Origin of the sequence: Haematobacter genomosp. 1 (assembly GCF_002196855.1) — a bacterium.
Classification (GTDB): domain Bacteria; phylum Pseudomonadota; class Alphaproteobacteria; order Rhodobacterales; family Rhodobacteraceae; genus Haematobacter.
Genome location: NZ_NIPW01000022.1, coordinates 16009 through 39329 on the forward strand (window position 1 = coordinate 16009; position 23321 = coordinate 39329).

The following is a 23321-nucleotide window of genomic DNA, read 5'->3' on the forward strand; positions in this document are numbered from 1 at the left end:
CGTCGCCCCTCCGGGGCCATCTTGCCGGTCAGCCAACGGTCCACCGGCAGAACCGCCCTCTCGATCTCGACGCGCTCGCGGCTCGCCAAAGGCGAGCGCGAGGGTCTCCGGCGTGAAGATCTCTGCCGTCGGGCCGGAGGCGAGGACCGTTCCGCGCACCACCACGACGCGGTCGCAGAACTCCGGCACGCGGGCAAGGTCGTGGGTGGAGACGAGCATCACCCGCCCTTCGTCCCGCAACTCGCCCAGCAGGTCGATGATCCGGTCCTCCGTCCCGGCATCGACGCCGGTAAAGGGTTCGTCGAGCAGGATGAGCCGCCCGTCCTGCGCCAGTGCGCGGGCAAGGAACACGCGCTTGCGCTGGCCGCCCGACAGCTCACCGATCTGGCGATGGCGGTAGTCGCTCATGCCGACACGGGCGAGGGCGGTGTCCACCGCCTGCCGATCGGCGGCGCGGGGGCGGCGCAGGAAGCCCATGCGGCCATAGCGGCCCATCATCACCACATCCTCAACGAGAACGGGGAAGCTCCAGTCCACCTCCTCCGCCTGCGGAACATAGGCGACGAGGCTCCGGGCAAGCGCCTCCGCCACCGGCAGCCCCAGCAGCCGGACTTCTCCCGAAACCGGGACGAGGCCCATCAGCGCCTTGAACAGCGTGGATTTCCCCGCGCCATTGGGCCCGATCAGGGCGGTGATGGACCCTTCCGGCACGCTGAACCCGGCATGGCGGAGGGCGGTGTGACCGTTGCGATAGGTGACGGTCACGTCCCGCGCGCGCACTCCCGCATCGTCGGTCACTGGCTGCCCTCCGCCAGACCCTCGGCTATGGTGCGGGTTGTGGTTTCCAGCAGGTCGAGGAAGGTGGGCACCGGCCCCTCCGGCTCCGACAGGCTGTCCACATAGAGCATGCCGCCATATTGCGCCCCCGTCTCCCGCGCGACCTGCCGGGCGGGGGATTGGCTCACCGTGCTTTCGCAGAACACCGCGGGAATGTCGTTCGCGCGCACCCCGTCGATGACCGCGCGGACCTGCTGCGGCGTGCCCATCTGGTCGGCGTTGATGGGCCAGAGATACAGCTCCCGAAGCCCGAGGTCGCGGGCAAGGTAGCTGAACGCGCCCTCGCAGCTCACGAGCCAGCGGCGGTTCTCCGGCAGGGCGGCGATGTCCGCTTTCAGCGGCTCGATGGCGGCGCGGAGACGGTCCTTATATGCGGCGGCATTCTGGGCATAAACCTCCGCATGGGCAGGGTCATGCTCCGCGAGCGCGGCGGCGATGTTGTCAACATAGGTCAGCGCCTCCGTCAGCCCCATCCAGGCGTGGGGGTTGGGCTTGCCCTCATAGGAACCGGCGGTGATCGCGATGGGCGCGATCCCGTCGCTCACCGTGACGGAAGGTACGTCCCCCAGCGTGCGCAGGAATTTCTCGAACCAGACCTCAAGGTTCATGCCATTCCACAGGATCAGGTCGGCCCCGTGCGCCCGGACAAGGTCGCGGGGTGTGGGTTCATAGCCGTGGATCTCTGCCCCCGGACGGGTGAGGGAGACGACTTCCGCCGCGTCGCCAGCCACCTGTTGCGCCATGTCGGCGATCACGGTGAAGGTGGTGACCACCTTCATCCGCTCCTCCGCGCCCGCGGTGCCGGTCAGCAGCGCCAGCGCCGCCGTTGCGCCGAGTATGCGTCTCCCGATCCGGTTCATTCCCGCTCCTGTCCTGCCTGACTTTTTGCTCATATCATGAAAATGATAATCATTCGCAAAAAGTCAAGAAAGATCGTCGAGACAGTCATGTCCCCCGCAGCAACCCCATGGCGATGAGGGTCATCACCAGAGCGATCAGCCCATCCACCAGCCGCCATGTGCCGGGGCGGGCGAAGACCGGCCGGAGCAGCCGCGCGCCATATCCGAGTGCGAAGAAGAACATCACCGATCCAAGGATTGCCCCGGCTGCAAAGGCAGGCCGCTCGCCCGCGAACTGGGTGGAGACGGAGCCCAGCAGGACGACGGTATCCAGATAGACATGCGGATTGAGCCAGGTGATCGCCAGACAGGCCAGCACCACCTGCCGGAGCGCCGCCGGGGGAGCGCCGGTGACGGTCAGTGCCGCCTCCGACCGAAGCGCGGAGCGGAGGCTGCGGACGGCATACCACAGCAGGAAGGCCGCGCCGCCATAGCGCATCACCGGTTCCAGCCACGGAAACAGCGCGGTGATCCGCCCGAAGCCCGCGACACCCAGCGTCACCAGCACCGCATCCGACAGGGCGCAGGTCAGACAGACGGCGAACACATGCTCATTCCGCAGCCCCTGCCGCAGAACAAAGGCATTCTGCGCCCCGATCGCCACGATAAGTCCAAGTGACATGGTCAAACCGGAGAAGAAGGCGACGGTCATCGAATGCTCCCTGAATGTGCGTCCTTGCAGTAGGCGGTGCGGGGGGCGTTAATCAAATTAATGCAGCTCACGCCGATTCAGGAAAATTCATGATCGACTATCCTTCGGCCCGCGCCGTGGCGCTGGTGGTGGAGACGGGGAGCTTTGAGCGCGCCGCGCGGGTTCTGAACATCACGCCCTCTGCCGTGTCGCAACGTGTCCGGCAGTTGGAGGAGCGGCTGGGCGCGGTGCTGATCGAACGCGGCACGCCCTGCCGCGCGACGGAAAAGGGCGCGTGGCTTTGCCGGCATGTGGAGCAGGTCGGGTTGCTGGAGCAGGACCTGCTCCGCCATCTCCCGGGACTGACAAAGGCGAGGGGCAGCGGGTGACATTGAACATCGCTACCAATGCCGACAGCCTGGGCACCTGGTTTCTGCCTGCCGTCGCGCCCTTCACCGCGGAAACGGGCTATCTGCTCAACATCGGGATCGACGATCAGGATCACACGGCGGACTGGCTGCGCAGCGGGCGGGTGCTCGCCGCGGTGACGGGTCTGGAAACACCGGTGCAGGGCTGCTGCATCCAGCGGCTGGGAAGCCTGCGCTACCACGCCACGGCCAGCCCGGTGTTCATCGCGCGCCACTTCCCCCATGGCGTGACGGCTGCGGCGATGGCCGACGCGCCTGCACTGACCTATGACCAGAAGGACCGGCTTCAGCACCGCTGGCTGGAGACGCAGCTGGGGCAGGGGGCCGTGTCGCCGACGCACTGGCTGCCCTCCACGCAGGGCTTCGTCGATGCGACGCTGGCGGGGATGGGCTGGGCGCTGAATCCGGCGGGGCTCGTGGCGGAAGCGCTGGATGGGGGGCGGCTGGCGGAGCTGATCCCCGGCGCGGTGCTGGACGTGCCGCTCTACTGGCAGGTCAACCGGCTGGCGGCGGAAAGGCTTGCCCCGCTGACCCGGAGCATCGTCGCGGCGGCCCGTCATGCTTTGGTGTGACGCGACGTCATTCCGCACTTGCGGAGCGGCAGCGAAGCGGGCATCGTTCACGCCGCACCATAACGCATGGCAAGCCATGCCCGTTTTCCAGGCTTCCCGAAATTTCGCGTCGCCAAGAAGCACCTTCACGAAATGAATACATATCCCCCGACCCTGCAACCGTCATAATCGCAGGACGCCCGGCGTCCGACCGGGAGCAGGGGGGAGTTCCAGAAACGATGACCAAGATCGATCCCATCGACGCATGTCCGCCGAGCGGGCAGCTCATGCCGCTCGCGTTGCAGCATGTGCTCGTGATGTATGCAGGCGCGGTCGCCGTGCCGCTGATCGTCGGTCGCGCGCTGAACCTGTCGCCGCAGGAGGTCGCCTTCCTCATCAGCGCCGACCTGTTCGCCTGCGGCATCGCCACGATCATCCAGTCCTGGGGGATTCCCGGTTTCGGCATCAGGATGCCGGTGATGATGGGCGTGACCTTCGCCTCCGTCGGGCCGATCCTGTCCATCGCGGGCACGACCGATGTCGGGCTGACCGGGATCTTCGGTTCGGTCATCGCGGCGGGGTTGTTCGGCATCGCCATCGCACCCTTCATCTCGCGGTTGCTGCCGCTGTTTCCGCCGGTGGTGACGGGGACGATCATCCTGGTCATCGGCATCTCGCTCATGCGGGTCGGGATCAACTGGGCGGGCGGCGGGGTGCCGACGCTGACCAGGGTCGTCGACGGGGTGCCGGGGCAGTTTCCCAACCCCGCCTATGCGCAGCCGCAGGGGCTGATGATCGCGGGGTTCGTCCTGCTGGTCATCCTGGCGCTGCTGCGCTGGACGACGGGCTTCCTGCGCAACATCGCGGTTCTGCTGGGTATCGTGGCCGGCTGCGTGATGGCCTCGGTGCTTGGCCTGATGCATTTCGACAAGGTGGCGCAGGCGCATTGGGTGGATATCGTGCTGCCCTTCCACTTTGGGATGCCGACCTTTCACCTCATCCCCATCCTGACGATGTGCATCGTCATGATCGTGACGCTGATCGAATCGCTCGGCATGTTCCTCGCGCTTGGCGAGATGACGGAGCGGAAGGTGAGCAAGAGTGCGCTGACACGGGGGCTGCGGGCAGATGGTCTCGGCACGCTGATCGGCGGTGTGTTCAACACTTTTCCCTACACGTCATTCTCGCAGAACGTGGGGCTTGTCGGGGTGACCGGCATCCGCTCCCGCTGGGTGACGGTGGCGGGCGGCGCGATCATGATCTGTCTCGGGCTGCTGCCCAAGATGGCGGCACTGGTGGAATCGGTGCCGCAGGTGGTGCTGGGCGGCGCGGGGATCGTGATGTTCGGCATGGTGGCGGTAACCGGGGTGCGCATCCTCTCCACCGTGGATTTCCGCACCCGCCCGAACGACCTTTTCATCGTTGCCGTGTCCGTGGGCTTCGGGATGATCCCCATCGTCGCACCGGGATTTTTCCAGTCGCTTCCGCATGATCTGCATCCGCTGCTGGAATCAGGCATCCTGCTTGCGGCGATCATCTCCGTCGTGCTGAATCTGTTCTTCAACGGGATGCGGTCCGAAACCTCGGTCGAGCGGGAGACGGCGGGCGCCGCGGCCAGCGCGGAGCACTGCTGACGCCCGGAGCACTGCTGATACCTAGGCCGCGTCGCCCAGCGTGGCCTCAGGATCGACAAGATACCGCTGCGCCAGGGGCGCGGCGGCGGCACCCAGGGCACGCGCGTCCGGGCCGACCGTGCCCGCCTGTATCTGCGGCGGCGTGATCCCGGAAAGGTCCATGCCGCGGAGCGCCGTCTCCGTATGCGACACCACCTCCGCGCGTATCCGCGCGGGCATCCAGCCATCCACCAGCACTGCCTCCAGCTCCAGCAGGGCGCAGGCCGAGAGCGTGGCAGAGGCCAGTCCCGCGGCCGCACCGCCGATCCAGCGCGAAAGAACCGCCGGATCCACGTCCCAGTGGTCGGGGCTGGTCCAGAGTTGATCCGACGACTGGCCCGCCGTCTCCATCGCGCGGGCGAGGCTGGAGGTGGAGGCGACTTCCAGCAGCCGCACCATCCGCCCGTCCGGTCCGGGAACCGGCATGGTCGCCACGCCCGCCGCATTGCCGCCCCGCCCGGTGAACAGACGCCCGTTCAGGACCAGCCCGCCGCCGATGAAGTAACCGAAGTAGAAGTAGAGAAAGTCGCGCGGCTTCTCTCCCGTCCCGAACACGAGTTCCGCCCCGCAGGCGGCGGTCGCGTCGTTCTGAAGATGCACCGGCAGGCCGGTGAGAGCGGCCAGCGCCGCCTGCATGTCGGTGTTTCGCCACGGCTCCATCATCTCCGGCGGCGCGTCGATGTGGCGGCTCCATTCCCAGAGCTGAAAGGGCATGGCCAGCCCCAGCCCGCCGACCCGGCTGCGCAGCGGCGCGGGAAGCTCCGCCAACAACCCCTCCTGCTCCCGCTCCACAAAGGCCAAGACCGCGTCAGGCGTGGGGTAGGGATAGACCTGCCGCCGCTTGCCCCGGATGCGGCCGAGGAAATCGGTGAGCAGCAGGTCCGCCGAACGCCGCCCGATCTTCAGCCCGAGGAAGAACGCCCCGTCCGCCGCCAGCGACATCGGCACGGAGGGTTGCCCGATCCGCCCGCGCTGCGGTGTGCCGCGCTGGATCAGTCCCTCCTCCTCCAGCGCGCGCATGATGACGGAGACGGTCTGGGCCGACAGACCGGTCGCCCGCGCGATATCGGATTTCGCCACGCCGCTGTTCCGGCGCAGCAGCGACAGCACCAGCCGTTCGTTGTGTGCACGCATTGCGGATTGGTTCGAGCCGCGCAGCCCGACCCCTTCGGGGGGTGCCCTTTCAGGCAAGATCTCCGCCTTTGCCACCCTGTCCTCCCGCTTGGCCGGATGGGGCGCCCTGCTCCGGTGGTAGCAATCTGCCATCGAAGGCGGTGGGAGGCAATATTAAATCAGAGTGATTTATTTATCTTGACGCAAGGGGGCGATTCGGATTTCTCTCCCTGAACCGGAGGGGGCCCGCGGCGAGACGCGGGAATACGGGAGGAAACCATGAACGGCAGGATTGCACGACGCAGGACAACGGGACGACGCGCTCTTTGGGCGGCATCGGCCATCATGATCGCCGCCACGCCGGCGCTGGCGGCAGATCCGCCCACCGCCTGTCTTGTCACCAAGACGGACACCAATCCGTTCTTCGTGAAGATGAAGGAGGGGGCCGTCGCCAAGGCAAAGGAACTGGGCGTCAACCTCAAGACCTATGCCGGCAAGATCGACGGGGACCACGAAGGTCAGGTCGCCGCGGTGGAGGCCTGTATCGCGGGCGGCGCCAAGGGGATCATGATCACCGCCTCGGACACCAAGGCCATCGTCGATGTGCTCGACCAGGCCCGGCAGGCCGGGATCCTCGTGATCGCGCTCGATACCCCGCTGGACCCGCCTGACGCGGCGGATGCCACATTCGCCACCGACAACTTCAAGGCGGGCGAGCTTATCGGCCAATGGGCAAAGGCCACGATGGGCGACAAGGCTGCGAGCGCGAAGATCGCGATGCTCGACCTCGGTATCTCCCAGCCGTCGGTGGATGTGCTGCGCGATCAGGGGTTCCTGTCGGGCTTCGGTATTGACCTTGCCGATCCGCACCGCTGGGGGGATGAGACCGACCCGCGTATCGTCGGAAACGAGGTGACGAGCGGCAACGAGGAGGGTGGGCTGAACGCGATGGAGGCCCTGCTGACCAAGGATCCGCAGATCAACATGGTCTATACGATCAACGAACCCGCCGCTGCCGGCGCCTATGAGGCGCTGAAGGCTGCGGGCCGGGACAAGGACGTGCTCATCGTCTCCGTTGATGGCGGCTGTCCGGGGGTTTCCAACGTCAAGGCCGGGGTGATCGGGGCGACATCGCAGCAATATCCGCTGATGATGGCCGCGCTCGGCGTGGAGGCGATCGCGAAATTCGCCGCCGATGGCACGAAACCCGCGCCTACGCCCGGCAAGGACTTCTTCGACACCGGCGTGGCTCTGGTCACCGACCACCCGGTCTCCGGGCTGGACTCCATCGACAGCACCAAGGCCACCAGCCTCTGCTGGGGCTAGGCGCAGGACGGACTGGGCGGCCCCGGCCGCCCTCCCCCCACGTGTGAGGGAGAAACCCAATGGCGGATGCCAAGATCGTCGGCGGCTTCGAGGAGGGCCTGAAGGGTGCCTCCGGCGGGGTCGCGGAATTTCAGGACAACAGGACCACGCTGAAGAAGCTTCAGCAATGGCTGCACCATACGCCATCGGCGGTGCCGCTGATCGTGCTTGTGGCCTCCATCATCGCCTTCGGGCTGCTCTCACCGAATTTCCTCACGGCAACAACGCTGTCCACCATCCTGCAGCAGATTTCCATCGTGGGAATTCTGGGCATCGCGCAGGCGCTGATCGTGCTGACGGCGGGGATCGACCTTTCGGTCGGTGCCATCGCGGTGTTCTCCTCCGTGCTGATGGGGCAGTTCACCTTCCGCTACGGCATACCGGCACCCGCGGCCATCGCGCTGGGGCTGATGCTCGGCACGGCGATGGGTCTGCTGAACGGCTGGCTGGTGGCGCGGCTGCGCCTGCCGCCCTTCATCGCGACACTGGGGACATGGCAGATCCTGCTGGCCTCCAACTTCATCTTCTCCAAGAACGAGACGATCCGGTCCTCCGATATCGCCGAACAGGCGCCCATGCTCCAGTTCTGGGGCAATTCGATCCAGCCGGGGGGCGTCAAGGTGCTCTACGCGGTATTCCTCATGGTGGCGCTGGTTGCGGTGATGGCCTGGGTGCTCCGCCACACGGCCTGGGGGCGGCACGTCTATGCGACGGGTGACGACCCCGTGGCGGCGGAACTGGCGGGCGTGCCGACGAAGCGGCGGCTGATGCAGGTCTATGCGCTGGCCGGTTTCTTCTGCGCGGTGGCTGGCTGGGTGATGATCGGGCGCTTCGGCTCCGTCTCTCCCACGGCGTCCACCGGGCAGCTTGGCAATATCCAGTCGATCACCGCCGTCGTCATCGGGGGGATCTCGCTCTTTGGCGGGCGGGGATCCATCGTCGGCATGTTCTTCGGCGCGATGATCGTCGGCGTCTTCGAGATGGGCCTGCGCCTTGTCGGCACCGACCCGCAATGGACCTTCTTCCTGATCGGCGTGCTCATCATCTGCGCCGTGGCGGTGGACCAGTGGATCAGAAAGGTTTCCGTATGACCGAACCTCTGCTCAAGGCGCGTGGGCTGGTGAAACGCTACGGCCGTGTCACGGCGCTCGACAATTGCGACTTCGACCTGATGCCGGGGGAGATCCTTGCGGTGATCGGGGACAACGGGGCGGGGAAATCCTCGCTCATCAAGGCGCTCTCCGGCGCGATCCGCCCCGATGACGGGGAGATCACGCTGGAGGGCCGCGCCGTCTCCTTCCGCTCCCCGATCGAGGCCCGGGGGGCGGGGATCGAGACGGTCTATCAGACCCTCGCCATGAGCCCGGCGCTTTCCATCGCCGACAACATGTTCATGGGGCGGGAGTGGCGGAAACCCGGCCTTGCCGGCAAGGTGTTCCGGCAACTGGACCGCCCCCGGATGGAAGCCTTCGCCCGCGAGAAGCTGAGCGAGCTGGGGCTCATGACCATCCAGAACATCACCCAGCCGGTGGAGACCCTCTCGGGCGGGCAGCGGCAGGGCGTGGCGGTGGCGCGGGCGGCGGCCTTCGGCTCCAAGGTGGTGATCCTCGACGAGCCGACGGCCGCGCTCGGCGTGAAAGAGAGCCGCCGCGTGCTCGACCTCATCAGCGACGTGCGCTCGCGGGGGCTGCCGGTGATCCTCATCAGCCACAACATGCCGCATGTGTTCGAGGTGGCGGACCGCATCCATATCCACCGTCTGGGGCGCAGGCTCTGCGTGATCCGGCCGGGCGATCACTCCATGTCGGATGCCGTGGCCTTCATGACCGGCGCCAAGGTGCCGGAAGGCGCGGCGCAGGCGGCATGAGAGAGGTCGCGGACCTCGCCGCGCTGATCCGCGCGCGCGCGTCTGACGGCGCGCGTTTCCTCACGGGGATCGCCGGGCCGCCGGGTGCGGGCAAATCCACCCTCGCCGCCCGGCTGGTCGCCGAACTGGGACCGGAGGCGCGGCTGATCCCGATGGACGGGTTCCATTACGACAATGCCGTGCTGGCCGCCCGGGGCCTGATGGATCGCAAGGGCGCGCCGGAGACCTTCGACGCTGGCGGTTTCGTGGCGCTCCTGACGCGGCTTCGTGCGGGCGAGGAGGCGGCCATCCCCGTGTTTGATCGCGCCGCCGACCTTGCCCGTGCCGGTGCCGATATCGTGGAGAGACGACACCGGCTGCTGGTGGTGGAGGGCAATTACCTGCTCCTGCCCGAGGGCGCGTGGCGCGGCGTCGCGCCGCTTCTCCACCTGACGGTTTTGCTCGACGTGCCGGAGCAGGAGTTGGAGCGCAGGCTGATCCGCCGCTGGCTGGAGCACGGCCTTCCCGAACCGGCGGCGCGGGCCAGGGCACTTGGCAACGACATGACCAATGCGCGGCTGGTGCTTGGCCGCTCGACCCCTGCCGAGGTGCGGTTTTCCGATCAGGTCGCGGCGGGAGACTGACCGCCGGCCCCCGCTGGGGCGGTCAGGGCCGTGGCGCGCGCGATCCTGACGAAACCGGCGATGTAGTCGGTTGCCTCCTCTCCTACGCGCACGCCTACATGGATGGACTTCGGCAATCCCTCCGCCCCGATCCGGGCCGCGCGGATCGGCAGGCCGCGGCCCTCCTCCCTCAGCAGCCAGTCCGGCACCGCGCTCACCCCCCGGCCTGCGGCGACGAGTTGCAGCATCATGTCCGTCGTCTCCACCGTCCGGTGACGGGCGGGGCTGACATGGGCGGGGGCGAGAAAGCGGGTGAATACGTCCAGCCGCTCGGGCGGCACGGGATAGGTGATGAGCACCTCGCCCGCCAGATCGCCGGGCAGGGCAACGGCCCCGATCGGGTGATCCTCGGGCACCGCCAGCACCAGCTCGTAGTCAAAGACCGGCGCATAGGCGATCTCGGGCCGCTCCATGGGGTCGGGGGTGATGATGAGGTCGATCTCATGACCCAAGAGCGCGCCCAGACCGCCGAAGCGGAACGCCGTGCGGATCTCCAGATCCACATCCGGCCATGCGGCCAGATAGGGGGAGACGACCCGCATGAGCCACTGCTGGCAGGGGTGGCACTCCATTCCCACGCGGAGCGCGCCGCGCTGGCCGGAGGCGTAGTCGGCGAGCACGGCTTCGGCATGGTCGAGCTGCGGCAACACCCGCTGCGCCAGCGCCAGCAGATATTCCCCCGCCTGCGTCAGCCGCAGGGCGCGCCCCTCGCGCAGCCACACCGCGACATCATACCGTTCCTCGAACTTCCGCATGGTATGGGACAGCGCGGACTGGGTGACATTCAGCCGTTCCGCCGCCGCCGTGAGGCTGCCGAGACGATCGACCTCACGCAGGATCATCAGGTGTTGGCGGTCGAGCATACATGATCTCCGTTCATGAATACATGAAGTTATACCATTTCCGCTCATGTTTCCACACGGCTATGGAGGGGTGAGCAGAAAAGGAGACCCGCCATGCCGCTGGATATGAGCCTCACCGCCGGAACGAGGGTGTCCTATCGTGTGATGCCGGTCGCGGGTCTGGGGCGCAGCTTCCGCCTTTGGCGGGCGATCCGGGGGATTCTGGCGGAGGAGCCGGAATTCATCGCCGTCGCCGCAGCCGATACAGCCCAGACGGTGGATACGGTGCGCGCCATCCAGACGATCTGGGGTATCCCCGCCTTTGCCGCCGTGCGGGCCGACGCCGCGCCGGCAGAAGTCGCGCCGCTGCGGGAGGCGGGCATCCCGCTGATGGGCCTCCTGCCCGCGGCCTCGCTTACGGCGGAGTCTCCTGCCGCAGAACTGCCCGCGACGCTGCTTCCCGGGCTGGACGCGCTGATCCTGCCCGCGCGGGAGCAGGCCGCGCTTGCCCTGACGCGGGAGGCGCTGGCCGGCCGGGGACTGTCGCTGCCCGTCATCGCGGAGCATGACTTCGCCCTGCGGGGGGAGGGGAGGATCCACCGGTTCCTGCCGCTGGCCGCCTGATCCGCCCCCTGATCTCCCACCGGATCCCCCCCTGATCTCCGTCGGTTCTCCTTGAGCCCGACGCCAAAACCGCCAAGAGTGGCGCGATGAGCGCTAACCGCCGATACCCGCCCGATGAGGAGGAACAGCCTCCCCCCGGCCCCTATGACGGGCCGCCGCGGGAGGATGACCTGTGGTTTCTCCCCCCCGACCCGGAGGAGGATCCCGCTCTCCCCCCATGGCAGCGCAGACCGGCGCGGAGCGCGGTGGAGCCTGCACTGTGGGAGGCGGCGCAGGCCGCGCTTTCCTACGATCTCGCGACCCTGACCTATGACCGGGGGCGGCTGGACGAACGCGCGCGCCACATGGGCGACGGCGCACGGGAGCGGCTCGCGGCGGCGGAGGCGCTGGCGCTCGGCTGGGGCACCGGCGACAGGGTGGGGGCGGACCGGTTGGCGCTCTGGCGCGCGTTCCGCGTCGGCGCTCCGGGCGACACGGCAGAGGCTCTGGCCCGCACCGCATGGGCGGCGCGGCGTCTCTCCGCCCCGTCCGCGCGGGGGGTGACGGAGCACCTCGGACCGGACCCGCGCCTCGATACGCTGCCGGAGGAGGTGGAGGCGGAGCTTGCGGCCATCGCCGCCCTCCATCCGGTGGTCAGGGGATGTGCGGCCTATCATCTGTGGCAGGGGTTGGACGAACGCCCGTGGCCGCTGCGGCGTGCGGAGGCGGCGGTGATCGGCGCGCGGATCGCGGCGGAGGGTCAGGGCGCGTCGTTGGCCTTCCTGCCGCTCGCACTGGCGGGTCCGTCGGCGCTGGTGGCGAACGGGTCGGTGGAGCGGAGGCTCGCCCGCTGGGTGGAGGCCGCGCATCAGTCGGTGCTGGTGGGGCTCCTCACGCTCGACCGGCTGATGGCCTGGCAGGAGCGGGCGACGGGGGCGATCCACGATCTGTCGGGCCGCACTCCCCCGCGCCTGCTGGACACCTTCCTGCGCCATCCCATGGTTTCCGTTCCTCTGGCCGAGCGGGAAACGGGGTCCTCCCGCGCGGCGGCACAGCGGAACATCGACACTTTCGCGCAGCGGGGACTTGTGCGCGAAGTGACGGGGCACGCCCGTTTCCGTGTCTGGGCGCTGGCGGATCAGGGGTGATCCTGCCCGGCCGTTCGGGTCGGCAGAGCCTGCGCTGCTTCGTTACCGGGTTGCCGTGATATCCACCGGACGACGTAAGCCCCTGACCGTAGGCACCGCAATGCCGAACCGAAATCAGGGCTGTGCAGGCAGAGGGAGCCGCTTCCTGGCAGACTGCTGAAAAAGGCTTTTTGGCCTGTGTTGGAGCGGAAATCGTTCGCAATCTGACCAAAGCCAGCCGGAAATCCATAGGCTTCCGGACGTTTCCGAGCCGATTTTCCGATTTCCGGCACATAGGCATGAAGCGTCAGGACTTTTCCGCAGCCTGTGAAAGCTCCGCAACGTCATGCCCCGCTCCGGAAATAGGGACGTCGGCCCCGGGATGACCCGAAACGTACAGGTTTCCGGCTGGATTGCGTCGGATCGGGCCAATTTTGCCCCAACGCAGACCTGACTGCCCGGCTTACGTCGAAAGATGGGAAGTCGGTCCCCCAAGAGCCAAAACCTGCGGTTTCCGGGTGTTCTCCAGCGCTGGAGGACGTCTCCGCCGCAGGGCAACCCCGGACCGCTTTTTCAGCCGGCTGCCAGAAGCGTCTCCGGCAGCCGGCTAGGCGAGCGCGGTGAAGCGGGAAAGGCGCGTGGCAAGATCGGCGATTGCTTCCCCGGCCTCCGCGATCGCAGGGGGGGTTGCCTCCTCCGTGGTCATGGAGAGGGCTACACCGGCAACCGGCAGGCCCGCGCGGTTCAGCACAGCGGCGCCGATGCAGGTCATGCCGGCGCGCACCTGACCGTTGTCCACGGAAAAGCCGTCCTGCCGCACGCGGGCGATCTCCGCGTCCAGCCCGGCACGATCCCGCACGCTGGCGGGCGTGAGGGGCGGCGGAAAATCAGCGGTCAGCGTGGCGCGGGTTTCGGGTGTTAGATATGCCAGCATCGCCTTGCCCGTGGCGGTAAAGACGGCGGGCAGCCGCATACCCATGCGGAAGGTGACGCCGAGCGGCGCGGTGGAGTTCCGGCAGGAGGTATAGACCACCTCGGCCCCGATCAGACTGCTCAAGGTGATCGTGTGCCGCTCAAGGGCGGGGATCGCGCCGATCAGCCGGTTGAACTCCTGCGCCATGTCGCTTTGGTCAAGCGCCGCGCCCGCCCATTTCAGCACATGCGCCCCGATCGTGTAGCGCCCCCGCTCCTCGTTCAGCAGGCCAAGCGCGGTGAGCGTGGCGAGCAGGCCATGGAGGGAGCTTTTCGGCAGGGCGAGGGCGCGGCCGATCTCTGCCTGCGCGGGCGGTTCGGGGGCTTCGGAGACATAGTCCAGAATGGCCTGCGCCCGCTCCACCGCGGGAACGAGGCGTGGTTCCGCCGCCGTCATCCCGCCCCTCCGCCAAGCCGGTCGGCAAGGAAAATGCCAGCCGCCTCTGCCAGCCGCCGCCCGGTCGCGACCTTTCCCGCGGCGGTGAACAGGCCGTGCGCATGGCGGGGCAGGTGGTGATGCTCAACCTCCGCGCCGTGGAGCGCCAGCCGTCCGGCATAGGCCACGCCCTCCTCCGCCAGCGGATCATGGCCGCAGGTCACGATGAAATGCGGCGCACGGGAGGGATCGGCCGCCAGCAGCGGCGACAGGCGGGGGTCGGACAGATCCGCCTCCCCGGCGTAGTGGCCGCGGAACCATTCCATCGACCGGACGGAGAGCGGCACCCCCCGCGTCAACCGTCCCCAGGTGGCGCCGCGCAGGTCCGTCACGGGATACAGCAGCACGACCGCGGCAGGCTCCGTCGCGGAGGTATTCGCCAGCACCGCGGCAAGGTTGCCGCCCGCGCTGTCCCCTGCCAGCGCGATGCGCCCCGCGTCGATATCCAGCGTCTCGGCCTGATCGCGGAGCCAGCGAAGGCCGGCCTCGGCATCCTCAAGCGGCGTGGGAAAAGGGTGTTCGGGCGCAAGGCGGTAATCCACGGCGAACACGGCCGCCCCGGACGCTTGCGCCAGAAACCGGCAGAGCGGGTCGTGAGAGGCCAGCCCGCCGATAACCCAGCCGCCGCCATGCAGGAACAGGATAGCAGGCAACCGGCCCGCCGAAGGGCGATACTCCCGGATCGCGATGCGCCCCCCCGGCGTGTCGCCCGGCACTTCGATGCTATGGTCGCGCACCGTTGCCAGCGGTTCCGTCTGCAGGCCGTTCGCCGCGCCGGTCAGGTCGTAATTCGCGCGCGCTTCCGCCAGCGGAACGGTCTGGAAGGAGATCTCCCCCGCCTCGCGGAAGGCCCGGATTAGCGGGCGCTGATCCTCCGCCACATCGGCCAGCGGCAGCAGCGCTTCGGAGGCGTCCATCGTCATCTCCACGCGTAGTCGTCCGCGTTCCACTCCGCGGCGCGACGATATTGGTCCACCGTGCCGGACCAGTTGTTGATGACCTTTCCGGCGGCGTTCTTGTACCAGCTCGAACAGCCGGAGGAGAAGGCGGAGCTTGCCATATCGGCCTGCATCCTTTCGTTGAACCTGTCGAACACCTCCGCATGGACGGCGGCCGCGGCCCCGCGGGCCTCCGTCTCCCTGATGGCGCGGAGCACGTAATCCTGCTGGATCTCCAGCATGGTGATGATCGAATTGTGGTTCAGGTTGGTGTTCGGCCCATAGATCATGAACATGTTCGGAAAACCCGGCACCGTCATGCCGAGATAGGCCTCCGCCCCGTCCGCCCAGACGTCGGACAGGCTCGCGCCATCCTCCCCCTTGACGATCAGGTCGCCGTGAAACGCCTGACTGGCGAAACCCGTGCCGAAGATGACCACGTCGAAGGGAAGAACCGTCCCGTCCGCCGTCTCGATGCCGTCTTCGATGAAGCGCGCGATGCGGCGGGTTTCCAGCGCCACGTTCTCCCGGCAGAGCGCGGGGAAGAAGTCGTCCGACCGCAGGATCCGCTTGCAGCCGAACTCGTAATCCGGCGTCAGTTTCGCGCGGAGATCCGGGTCCGGCACCTGCTTCTCCAGATGCTCCCGGGCGAGGCGGATGCCCTCCGCCTGCGCTTCCGATCCCACCTGCGTGCGCGAGAAGCCGTTCTCGCGGAAGGCATGGAGATGCGCGCGGGAGGCGTCGAACAGCGCGGGATCAGCCTCATAGGCGTCAAGCTGCGCAGGGTCGAACACGATCTGGTTGCGCGGCATGATCCAGTTGGCGGTGCGTTGGAACACCGTCAGCTGGCCGACTTCCGGCGCGATCTCCGGCACGTATTGCACAGCCGAGGCGGCATTGCCGACGGAGGCCACACGCCTGCCCGCGAGCGGCACGCTCCCGTCCCACTCCGCGGAATGGAACGTCTCGCCCCGGAAGCTTTCCAGCCCCTCGAACGCCGGAATCGCGGGTTTGTTGAGCTGCCCCCAGGCGGTGACGAACACCTCCGCCGTGTAGCGCGCGCCGCCCCGCACGGCAAAGCGCCATAGCCGCGCCGCACCGTCCCACTCGGCGCTGAGGATCTCGCTGTCGAAGCGGATATGGTCGCGCAGGCCGTATTCCTCCCCGAGCCGTCCCATGTAGCCCAGCAGCTCCTCCCGCCCGGCATACATCCGGCTCACGCGGAGATGCGGAAAGAAGGAGTAGCAGTAGAGATGGGCCTCCGTATCGCAGGCGGCACCCGGATAGGCGTTTTCGCGCCATACGCCGCCGATGTCCCCCGCGCGTTCGAGGATGACGAAATCCTCATCCCCCGCGCGGACCAGCTGCGCGCCCATGCCGAGCCCGCCGAAGCCCGCGCCGAGGATCAGGGTGCGGACATGCGTGGCCCCCGCCATCAGAACGCCTCCTGATACAGGCGGAGCGCATCGGCCTCCGTCACCTCCACCGGATTGTTGATGAGCAGGCGCTGCTGCAACATCGCGTCGGAGGCGAGCATGGGCAGGCTTTCCTCCGTCACCTTCACGGCGCGCAGTTGCCGGGGCGCGCCGGAGCGGTCCATCAGCGTCAGCATGTGATCGACGAAAGCCGTGGCGCGGGCCTGTGTCCCCTCCTCAGAAGGGGGCAGCAGCGCATCGGCCAGTTCCGCATAGAGAGGCGCGGCTGCGGTGGCGTTGAAGCGCAGCACCGGCCCCAGCATCAGCGCATTCGAAAGCCCGTGGGGGATGTGGTAATGCCCGCCCAGCGGATAGGCCAGCGCATGGACCGCCGCCACGGGCGCATTGGCAAACGCCTGTCCGGCAAGGTTTGCGCCGAGCAGCATCGCCTCCCGCGCCTCGCGGTTGGCGCCGTCCTGACAGGCGGCGACGAGGTTGTCCGACAGCAGCTTCAGCGCCGCCCGCGCCAGCACGTCCGACACGGGGTTCTTCTTGTGGCGGCTGGTATAGGCTTCGATCGCGTGGACCATCGCGTCGATCCCGGTCGCCGCCGTGTGGAGCGGCGGCAGACCCACGGTCAGCTCCGCGTCGAGGATCACCTTGTCGGCGTAGAGCTGATCGGCCACGACGCCCATCTTCGTCGTCTCGCCGGTCGTCAGGATGGTGATGTTCGTCACCTCCGAGCCGGTTCCGGCGGTCGTCGGGATTTGGACGAGCGGCAGACGCCCGCCCGTCACCTTGCCGATGCCGTAAAGCTCCTTCAGCGGCTGGTCGGACGTGACGAGCACGGCGGCGAGCTTGGCGATATCCATGGACGAGCCGCCGCCCAGACCGATCACCACGTCGCTTCCCGCCGCGCGGGCCTTTTCCACGCAGGTCAGCAGGACCGCCTCCGGCGGATCGGCCACAACGTCGTCAAAGACGGTGACGGTGAAACCCGCTGCCTCCAGCGAGGCGAGCGCGGGGGCAAGCACGCCCGCCTGATGGAGCCCCTTGTCGGTCACGATGAAGGCGCTCCGCGCCGGGAACCAGCCCGCGAGGATCTCCCCCAGCCGGGCGGCGGCGCCCCACTCGACCAGCATCGAACCGGGTGTGTTGAACGTGAATGGTGTCATTGTCCCCTCCGCAATCCTGAGGCGGGCCACGGCCCGCCCGCTCCCCGGCGCTCAGACGGCCGAGCAGATGTATTTCATCTCGACATATTCCTCGATGCCGAACTTCGATCCTTCCCGGCCGAGACCGGACTGCTTCACCCCGCCGAAGGGAGCGACCTCGTTGGAGATGAGGCCGGTGTTGTGCCCGACGATGCCGTAGTCCAGCGCCTCCGCCACCCGGATCGAGCGGGCGAAATCCTTCGTGAAGAAATAGGAGGCGAGGCCGAAGATCGTGTCATTGGCCATGCGGATCGCCTCCTCCTCCGTGTCGAACGGGAAAAGCGGCGCGACGGGGCCAAAGGTCTCCTCCCGCGCGACGACCATCTCCGGCGTCACGCCGGTGACCACGGCGGGAGAGATGAACAGCCCGCCCAGACGTTCGCCCCCGGTGACGACCTTGCCGCCCTTCGCCCGCGCATCGGCGAGATGCTCCTCCACCTTTTCGATGGCGGCAGGTTCGATCAGCGGGCCGAGGACGACGCCCTCCTCCGTGCCGGGGCCGACCTTCATCTTCTCCACCTTCGCCACCAGCCGCCGGGCGAACTCCTCATACACGCCGCGCTGGACGAGGATGCGGTTGGCGCAGACGCAGGTCTGCCCGGCATTGCGGTATTTGGAGGCGATGGTCCCCTCCACCGCCTGATCGAGATCGGCATCGTCAAAGACGATGAGCGGCGCGTTGCCGCCAAGCTCCAGCGACAGTTTCTTGATCGTCGGCGCGCATTGCGCCATCAGCGTGCGCCCCACTTCGGTCGAGCCGGTGAAGGAGAGCTTCCGCACCGTCTCCGATCCCGTCAAGACCTTGCCGATCACGCTGCTCTTGCCGGTGATGACCTGAAGCACGCCCTTCGGGATGCCTGCCTCCTCCGCCAGAACGGCAAGCGCCAGCGCGGTGAGCGGCGTGAGGTCGGCGGGGCGCACGATCATCGTGCAACCGGCGGCGAGCGCGGGGCCGACCTTGCGCGTGATCATCGCGGCGGGGAAGTTCCACGGCGTGATGGCGGCGGTAACGCCGATGGGCTGACGGATGACGGTGATGCGCTTGTCGGCCTGCGGGGCGGGGATCGTGTCGCCATAGACGCGCTTGGCCTCCTCCGCGAACCACTCGATGAAGGAGGCGGCATAGACGATTTCGCCCTTGGCCTCCGCAAGCGGCTTGCCCTGTTCCGATGTCAGGATGAGCGCGAGATCATCCGCATTCGCGATGATGAGGTCGAACCATTTGCGGAGGATCTGGCTGCGGTCCTTGGCGGCGTGTTTCGACCACGGGCCGAAGGCGCGGTCGGCGGCTGCGATCGCCTCCTCCGTCTCCGCCTCGCCCAGACGCGGAACCCGACCGACGACAGCGCCGGTCGCCGGGTTGGTGACGTCGAGCCATTCGCCCGACCGCCCCTCCACCCACGCGCCATCGACATAAGCGGCGGATTTCAGCAGGGCGGAATTGTTGAGTTTCATGGCGTGCTCCCCCGGATGTTCAGTATATTGAACTATGTTCAGAAATCTGCCGGGGACGGCGGCATATGTCAACCCGGAAAACCGCGGGGGGATGATCCCCCGGGCTCCGCCTCACGCCGCCGGAAGAAGGGTCAGTCGTCCACCCCGACCATCACGTCGGACGCCTTGACGACAGCGGCAGCGGCGCTCCCCACCGTCAGGCCGAGTTCCGCAACCGCTTCATTGGTGATGGAGGCGGTGATGACGCTGCCGCCACCGATGTCGATCCGCACATGGCTGGTCACCGCGCCCTTGACGATGTCAACCACCTTGCCCTTGAGAACATTGCGCGCACTGAGTTTCATTCGTTCCTCCTCTCGGCATTTGCCATAACCGATGATCCTGTTTCGCGCCCCCGGCCGTCAAGAGAAACGCCGTGGCCGTTGACGGGAACACCCTTGGGAAACGGGGCGCAGCGGTGCGGTGAAGCGGGCTGGCTCGAAGGGCCGGACGCCGTCTCCAGCCGCGAGGCATGGGTATCGCGCGGCAACATTTCCGCAACGCATCCTTATAGGCGGGAGGCTCCCGCCCGCATCGACCTGATCGACATCATTGTCCATGCGGCGGTGCTGGCCACGGTCTGTTGCGCGGTCCGACCACGCGGCCCGACCCTGCTTCGTGCGGCCGGTGTGACCCGCCCGATCCACGCCCGATCTACGTCGCAGGAGGGCAGGCCGCTTCCTTCGGCGGACATGTTGCCGCCTGACAGCGGATGGAGGAAAGCTCCCGACATCAACGCATTGGCCTGCAGCAAGGACGTGTTGTTCCGGTGATCGTCTGAACCGCGATGGCTATGTACGCGACCCGTGGCGTTCCATTGGGAGGGAGCGGCTGACCCTTGCCATTCCGGCCGATGCGCGGTTCCTGCGCCATCCCGAAGCCGCGATGCCCTTCCTCTTGCAACGGTGGGCGAAAGCCTGCTCGCCATGGCCATCGATCCGGTTCGTCATCATACCATGGGGAGGCATCTCCAACCGGAGCGCCGGTAGCTCAGGGCGGGCGTGTACCCTGCACCACAGGCCATGAGGCGCAGGCTGATGAAAGCGAACCGGGGCCCGGGCTGCTGAAAAGCCGGACATTGACCCGCCCTTGCGTCGGATGCCGGAAAACCGGTTCGGGCATGCGCCGAAACTGCGGCTTCCGGGGCGCGGTTCAGGATGTGGAAAAGCCTCCCGGGTGCCCTCGGAGTGCTTTTTTGCAGCCTGTTGATGAGCGGAGCGCCGGGACTGGAGGCTGCGGTGCAAACGGGGCTGGGGTGCAACCAAGGCGGCCGCTGCAACCAAGGAGACCGCTGCAGGATGGCAACACTTTGGCTCTTGCTCGCGCCGTCAATCCGCCGTGGGCGCAGGGCACGAAGCGTAGCGGCGGAAGCGGCTAATCCCTCCCGCTTCCGGACCCGCTTTCCCGGGATCAAGACGCTCCCGCCGCGCCCTTCCGCCAGTAGGCGGTGACGAAATGTGTCTCGCGCGGATGGTTCAGAACGGTGCGGAGATGGCTGCGGAGCGTGCGGAAGGCGGCGAATTCCAGCCCGGCCCAGACATAGGTTTCCGGCGGGACGGACAGTATTTTCAGCGCTGCCACCAAAGCTGCGCCGGGCGGGCCGTCGCGGAGAACCCAGTGCAGCTCCACCCCGCCGGGGTGACGGAGGGTCTGCCGCTCCGCCGCATCCGACACTTCGATGACGGCGTGGCCATGCATGTCCGGGGCGGCTTCCTCCAGCGCGCGGGCGATGGCGGGCAGCGCGGTCTCATCTCCCGCAAGCAGCACGTGGCCTTCCCGCGGGATGCCACCGCCGCCGGGGCCGACCAGCGCCAGCCGCTCCCCCACCCGCGCCGCGGCGGCAAAGGCCGAACCGGGACCGGCGTCGTCATGCAGAACGAAGTCGATCTCCATCCACCCTGCCGCCGGGTCGATACGGCGGATGGTATATTTGCGCACGACCCCGTTGCCGAAGGTGAACCGCCCCTCGGCATCGAAATGGGGCCAGACGGGGGCTTCATCCGCCGGCGGCAGCAGCAGCTTGCAGTGCAGCGCCGACAGGTCGGCGAAGCGCAGCAGGTCCGGCCCGGACAGGCGGAGGCGGCGCATCGCGGGGGTGATGTCCTCGATCCCCACGATCTCCATCTGCCGGAAGTTGGGCGGCACCGTCGTCGCGGGGAGGCCCCAGTCCACCTTCGGGCCGCCGAACTCCGCCAGATGTTCGCCAAGGTCGAGCCGCATCTCATGGGCGAGGGAGGCATCCGCCCCCCATGCCTCCATCCTGAGCACGTCCGCCGCCACGGTGACGGTGGCGCGGCGGAGGCCGAAGTCGATGCGCCAGACCCCTTCCGCCGTCTCCACCCGTGCGCCATGGCCGCCCAGATGCTCCGCGATCAGCCGGGCGAGGGCAGGGGCCTCCGGGGTGGTGACGCAGGCGGTGGTGGTCATCTCAGGCATGGTCATGCTCTCCAATCAGTCGCCGGATGTGCAGGGCGCCCCGGTCCAGTTCCGCCTCCACGCCCCAGACGCGGGCGAAGATGTCGGGGGTCAGGACGGTCTCCGTCGCGCCCTCGGCGGCCAGTCGTCCGCTTTCCAGCACCGCCACACGCTCCGCCCATGCGGCGGCAAGCGGGATGTCATGCAGCACGACGACGATCCGCCGCCCGTCCCGCGCGATCTCGGCCAGAAGCTGCATGACGCGGTGCTGATGGGCGATGTCGAGCATGCTCGTCGGCTCGTCCAGCAGGAGGAGCGGCGCGTCTCCGGCCAGCGCGGGGGCAAGGCCCGCCATTTGTCGCTGCCCGCCCGAGAGCCTGTCCAGCCGGTCGAGCGCCAGCCCCCCCGCCCCCAACCGGTCGAGCGCGGTGAGCGCCGCTTCCGCCGCGCGGTCACGCGACAGGCCCGGACGGGCCGCGCGGATCGCAGCGACGGAGGCTTCCAGCACGGTCAGCCCCACGCCGGAGGGCAGCATCTGCGGCACGAAAGCCACTTTGCGCGCCCGGTCGCGCGGCGAAAGGGCCAGCAGGTCCACGCCGTCGAGCCGGACCTCTCCCCGCGCGGGCAGAAGCCCGGCGATGGCGCGGAGCGCGGTGGATTTCCCCGCCCCGTTCGGCCCCAGCAATGCGGTGATGCCGCCGCCCGCCGTCTCGGAGAGGGACAGATCGTGCAGCACCGGACGACCGGGATAGCCTGACGTCAGATGGCGGACGGCAAAGCTCATCGCGCCACCCGCGCGATCAGGACGAAGAACACCGGCAGCCCGATCAGCGAGGTGACGATCCCCACCGGCAACAGCACGCCGGGGATCAGCGTCTTGGCTGCGGCGGAGGCGAGAGAGACGAGCAGCGCCCCGATCAGCAGGCTCGCGGGCAGGAAATGGCGGTGATCCTCGCCCACCGTCAGCCGCGCGAGATGCGGGGCGACGAGACCCACGAAGCCGATGGTGCCCGCCGTGGCCACCGCCGCCGCCGCCAGAAGACTGATGCGGAGGAGCGCCATGAACCGCAGCCGCCCGGGATCGACACCGAGGCTCGCCGCCCGCTCCGCCCCGAGGCGCAGCACGGTGAGCCGGGAGGACGCGGCAAGGGAGAACGGCACGGCGATGGCCAGCGCCCCCGCCATCAGCGCCACCCGGCGGCCATCGGCCTGCGCCAGATCGCCCATGCCCCAGAGCGCGAACTGCTTCAGCGCCTCTGCCGGGGCCACGAACTGCACCAGCGCCAGAAGCGCGTTGAAGGTGAAGACCAGCGCGATGCCGAACAGCACCAGCAGCGCCGCATTTCCCTCTCTCCCCCGCACCAGCAGTTGCAGCAGTGCGATGGACAGGGCGGCGGCGACGAAGGCATTGCCCGCGACGGCAAGGTCGGGCGGGAGCCCCGGCAGGGCCAGCCCGAACACGATCGCCAGCGCCGCGCCGAAGCCGGCCGCGGCCGATACGCCCAGCGTGAAGGGGCTGGCGAGCGGATTGTCCAGCACCGTCTGCATCTCCGCCCCCGCCAGCGCGAGTCCCGCGCCCACCAAGAGCGCCAGCACGGCGACGGGCAGGCGAAGCTTCCACACGATGGTCATGGTCGCGGGGGAGAGCGTGGTATCCCCGCTGAGCGCACGCCAGAGGTCACTGATGCTCAACCCCGCAGGGCCGGTGCAGAGGTCCAGCACGAAGGCCCCCGCCACCGCCACTGCCAGCACGGCCAGAAACCCGGTGCGCCGCCGTTCTGCCGCGCGGTGGCGGGAAAGCCGGATATCTGTCGTCGCCGTCATGGGTCTGCCCGTTCC

General features: G+C 68.1%; 22 protein-coding genes and 1 pseudogene. 9 read left to right on the forward strand and 14 right to left on the reverse strand.

All coding sequences use genetic code 11. The features are described from left to right. Positions 1-84: 84 nt before the first annotated feature. From CDV49_RS20895 to CDV49_RS11515, 3 genes and pseudogenes are all read right to left on the reverse strand, one after another. Positions 85-798 (reverse strand): annotated as a pseudogene (locus tag CDV49_RS20895) (ATP-binding cassette domain-containing protein); the annotation flags it as partial. Then, on the reverse strand, positions 795-1697 hold the full coding sequence (locus tag CDV49_RS11510) for a metal ABC transporter substrate-binding protein (RefSeq protein WP_088215592.1): 903 nt from the start codon (positions 1695-1697) through the stop codon (positions 795-797). The gene CDV49_RS11510 and the pseudogene CDV49_RS20895, both read right to left, overlap by 4 nt. Before the next feature lie 85 nt (positions 1698-1782). Next, a complete protein-coding gene (locus CDV49_RS11515) occupies positions 1783-2388 on the reverse strand; it encodes a LysE/ArgO family amino acid transporter (RefSeq protein ID WP_088215593.1) in 606 nt (201 codons plus the stop codon). Positions 2389-2477: 89 nt separating this feature from the next. Between CDV49_RS11515 and CDV49_RS21000 the strand changes: the two genes are divergently transcribed. The 3 genes from CDV49_RS21000 to CDV49_RS11525 all read left to right on the forward strand — a co-directional run bounded on the left by CDV49_RS21000 (position 2478) and on the right by CDV49_RS11525 (position 4980). Then, the gene (locus CDV49_RS21000; RefSeq protein ID WP_218821946.1) at positions 2478-2756 is read left to right on the forward strand and encodes a LysR family transcriptional regulator; all 279 of its coding nucleotides are present in this window, start codon (positions 2478-2480) and stop codon (positions 2754-2756) included. Next, positions 2753-3367: an ArgP/LysG family DNA-binding transcriptional regulator gene (locus tag CDV49_RS11520; RefSeq protein WP_218821947.1), complete on the forward strand. Its 615-nt coding sequence runs from the start codon at positions 2753-2755 to the stop codon at positions 3365-3367. The genes CDV49_RS21000 and CDV49_RS11520 overlap by 4 nt, the downstream gene beginning before the upstream one ends. Positions 3368-3585: 218 nt before the next feature. Continuing rightward, positions 3586-4980: a nucleobase:cation symporter-2 family protein gene (locus CDV49_RS11525; protein ID WP_088215594.1), complete on the forward strand. Its 1395-nt coding sequence runs from the start codon at positions 3586-3588 to the stop codon at positions 4978-4980. A 21-nt stretch (positions 4981-5001) separates the two neighbouring features. Here the strand turns inward: CDV49_RS11525 and CDV49_RS11530 are convergent, their stop codons facing one another. Continuing rightward, on the reverse strand, positions 5002-6228 hold the full coding sequence (locus CDV49_RS11530; protein ID WP_373447800.1) for an ROK family transcriptional regulator: 1227 nt from the start codon (positions 6226-6228) through the stop codon (positions 5002-5004). Positions 6229-6477: 249 nt separating this feature from the next. Here CDV49_RS11530 and CDV49_RS11535 point away from each other — a divergent pair, with 249 nt between their 5' ends. From CDV49_RS11535 to CDV49_RS11550, 4 genes are read left to right on the forward strand one after another with little or no spacing between them, the layout of a single operon-like run. After that, the gene (locus tag CDV49_RS11535) at positions 6478-7458 is read left to right on the forward strand and encodes a sugar ABC transporter substrate-binding protein (RefSeq protein ID WP_256947316.1); all 981 of its coding nucleotides are present in this window, start codon (positions 6478-6480) and stop codon (positions 7456-7458) included. Between the two features lie 59 nt (positions 7459-7517). Then, positions 7518-8588 carry an ABC transporter permease gene (locus tag CDV49_RS11540; protein WP_088215597.1) on the forward strand — a complete coding sequence of 357 codons (1071 nt, stop codon included), beginning with the start codon at positions 7518-7520 and terminating at the stop codon, positions 8586-8588. Continuing rightward, positions 8585-9364, forward strand: a complete 780-nt coding sequence (locus CDV49_RS11545) for an ATP-binding cassette domain-containing protein (protein WP_088215598.1) — start codon at positions 8585-8587, stop codon at positions 9362-9364. The genes CDV49_RS11540 and CDV49_RS11545 overlap by 4 nt, the downstream gene beginning before the upstream one ends. Further along, positions 9361-9987, forward strand: coding sequence for a nucleoside/nucleotide kinase family protein (locus CDV49_RS11550; RefSeq protein WP_088215599.1), 627 nt, complete (start codon positions 9361-9363; stop codon positions 9985-9987). Before CDV49_RS11545 ends, CDV49_RS11550 begins: the two co-directional genes overlap by 4 nt. Here CDV49_RS11550 and CDV49_RS11555 read toward each other — a convergent pair. Next, positions 9966-10889 carry a LysR family transcriptional regulator gene (locus tag CDV49_RS11555; protein WP_088215600.1) on the reverse strand — a complete coding sequence of 308 codons (924 nt, stop codon included), beginning with the start codon at positions 10887-10889 and terminating at the stop codon, positions 9966-9968. The genes CDV49_RS11550 and CDV49_RS11555 overlap by 22 nt on opposite strands. Positions 10890-10982: 93 nt before the next feature. On the opposite strand from CDV49_RS11555, the gene CDV49_RS11560 reads away from it, so the two are divergent. Together CDV49_RS11560 and CDV49_RS11565 are read left to right on the forward strand one after the other, a co-directional pair. Beyond that, entirely contained in the window at positions 10983-11492 is a 510-nt protein-coding gene (locus CDV49_RS11560; protein ID WP_088215601.1) for a hypothetical protein, read from the forward strand. 86 nt (positions 11493-11578) lie between these two features. Continuing rightward, positions 11579-12619 carry a helix-turn-helix domain-containing protein gene (locus CDV49_RS11565; protein WP_088215602.1) on the forward strand — a complete coding sequence of 347 codons (1041 nt, stop codon included), beginning with the start codon at positions 11579-11581 and terminating at the stop codon, positions 12617-12619. Between the two features lie 586 nt (positions 12620-13205). Here the strand turns inward: CDV49_RS11565 and CDV49_RS11570 are convergent. The 9 genes from CDV49_RS11570 to CDV49_RS11610 form a co-directional block, all read right to left on the reverse strand. After that, positions 13206-13967: an IclR family transcriptional regulator gene (locus tag CDV49_RS11570; protein WP_088215603.1), complete on the reverse strand. Its 762-nt coding sequence runs from the start codon at positions 13965-13967 to the stop codon at positions 13206-13208. Then, positions 13964-14923, reverse strand: a complete 960-nt coding sequence (locus CDV49_RS11575; protein ID WP_088215604.1) for an alpha/beta hydrolase — start codon at positions 14921-14923, stop codon at positions 13964-13966. Before CDV49_RS11575 ends, CDV49_RS11570 begins: the two co-directional genes overlap by 4 nt. Positions 14924-14925: 2 nt before the next feature. Further along, complete coding sequence (locus tag CDV49_RS11580; protein WP_088215605.1) at positions 14926-16380, reverse strand: flavin-containing monooxygenase; 1455 nt, start codon at positions 16378-16380, stop codon at positions 14926-14928. Beyond that, entirely contained in the window at positions 16380-17534 is a 1155-nt protein-coding gene (locus CDV49_RS11585) for an iron-containing alcohol dehydrogenase (protein ID WP_088215606.1), read from the reverse strand. Before CDV49_RS11585 ends, CDV49_RS11580 begins: the two co-directional genes overlap by 1 nt. Positions 17535-17585: 51 nt before the next feature. After that, positions 17586-19028 (reverse strand): NAD-dependent succinate-semialdehyde dehydrogenase, encoded by a 1443-nt coding sequence (locus CDV49_RS11590; protein WP_088215607.1) that lies wholly within the window; start codon positions 19026-19028, stop codon positions 17586-17588. Positions 19029-19159: 131 nt separating this feature from the next. After that, positions 19160-19372, reverse strand: a complete 213-nt coding sequence (locus CDV49_RS11595) for a TOBE domain-containing protein (protein ID WP_088215608.1) — start codon at positions 19370-19372, stop codon at positions 19160-19162. A gap of 1105 nt (positions 19373-20477) precedes the next feature. Then, positions 20478-21503 (reverse strand): siderophore-interacting protein, encoded by a 1026-nt coding sequence (locus CDV49_RS11600; protein WP_143413160.1) that lies wholly within the window; start codon positions 21501-21503, stop codon positions 20478-20480. Then, positions 21496-22266, reverse strand: coding sequence for an ABC transporter ATP-binding protein (locus CDV49_RS11605; protein ID WP_088215610.1), 771 nt, complete (start codon positions 22264-22266; stop codon positions 21496-21498). Before CDV49_RS11605 ends, CDV49_RS11600 begins: the two co-directional genes overlap by 8 nt. Next, complete coding sequence (locus tag CDV49_RS11610) at positions 22263-23306, reverse strand: FecCD family ABC transporter permease (protein WP_088215611.1); 1044 nt, start codon at positions 23304-23306, stop codon at positions 22263-22265. The genes CDV49_RS11605 and CDV49_RS11610 overlap by 4 nt, the downstream gene beginning before the upstream one ends. Positions 23307-23321: the final 15 nt, after the last annotated feature.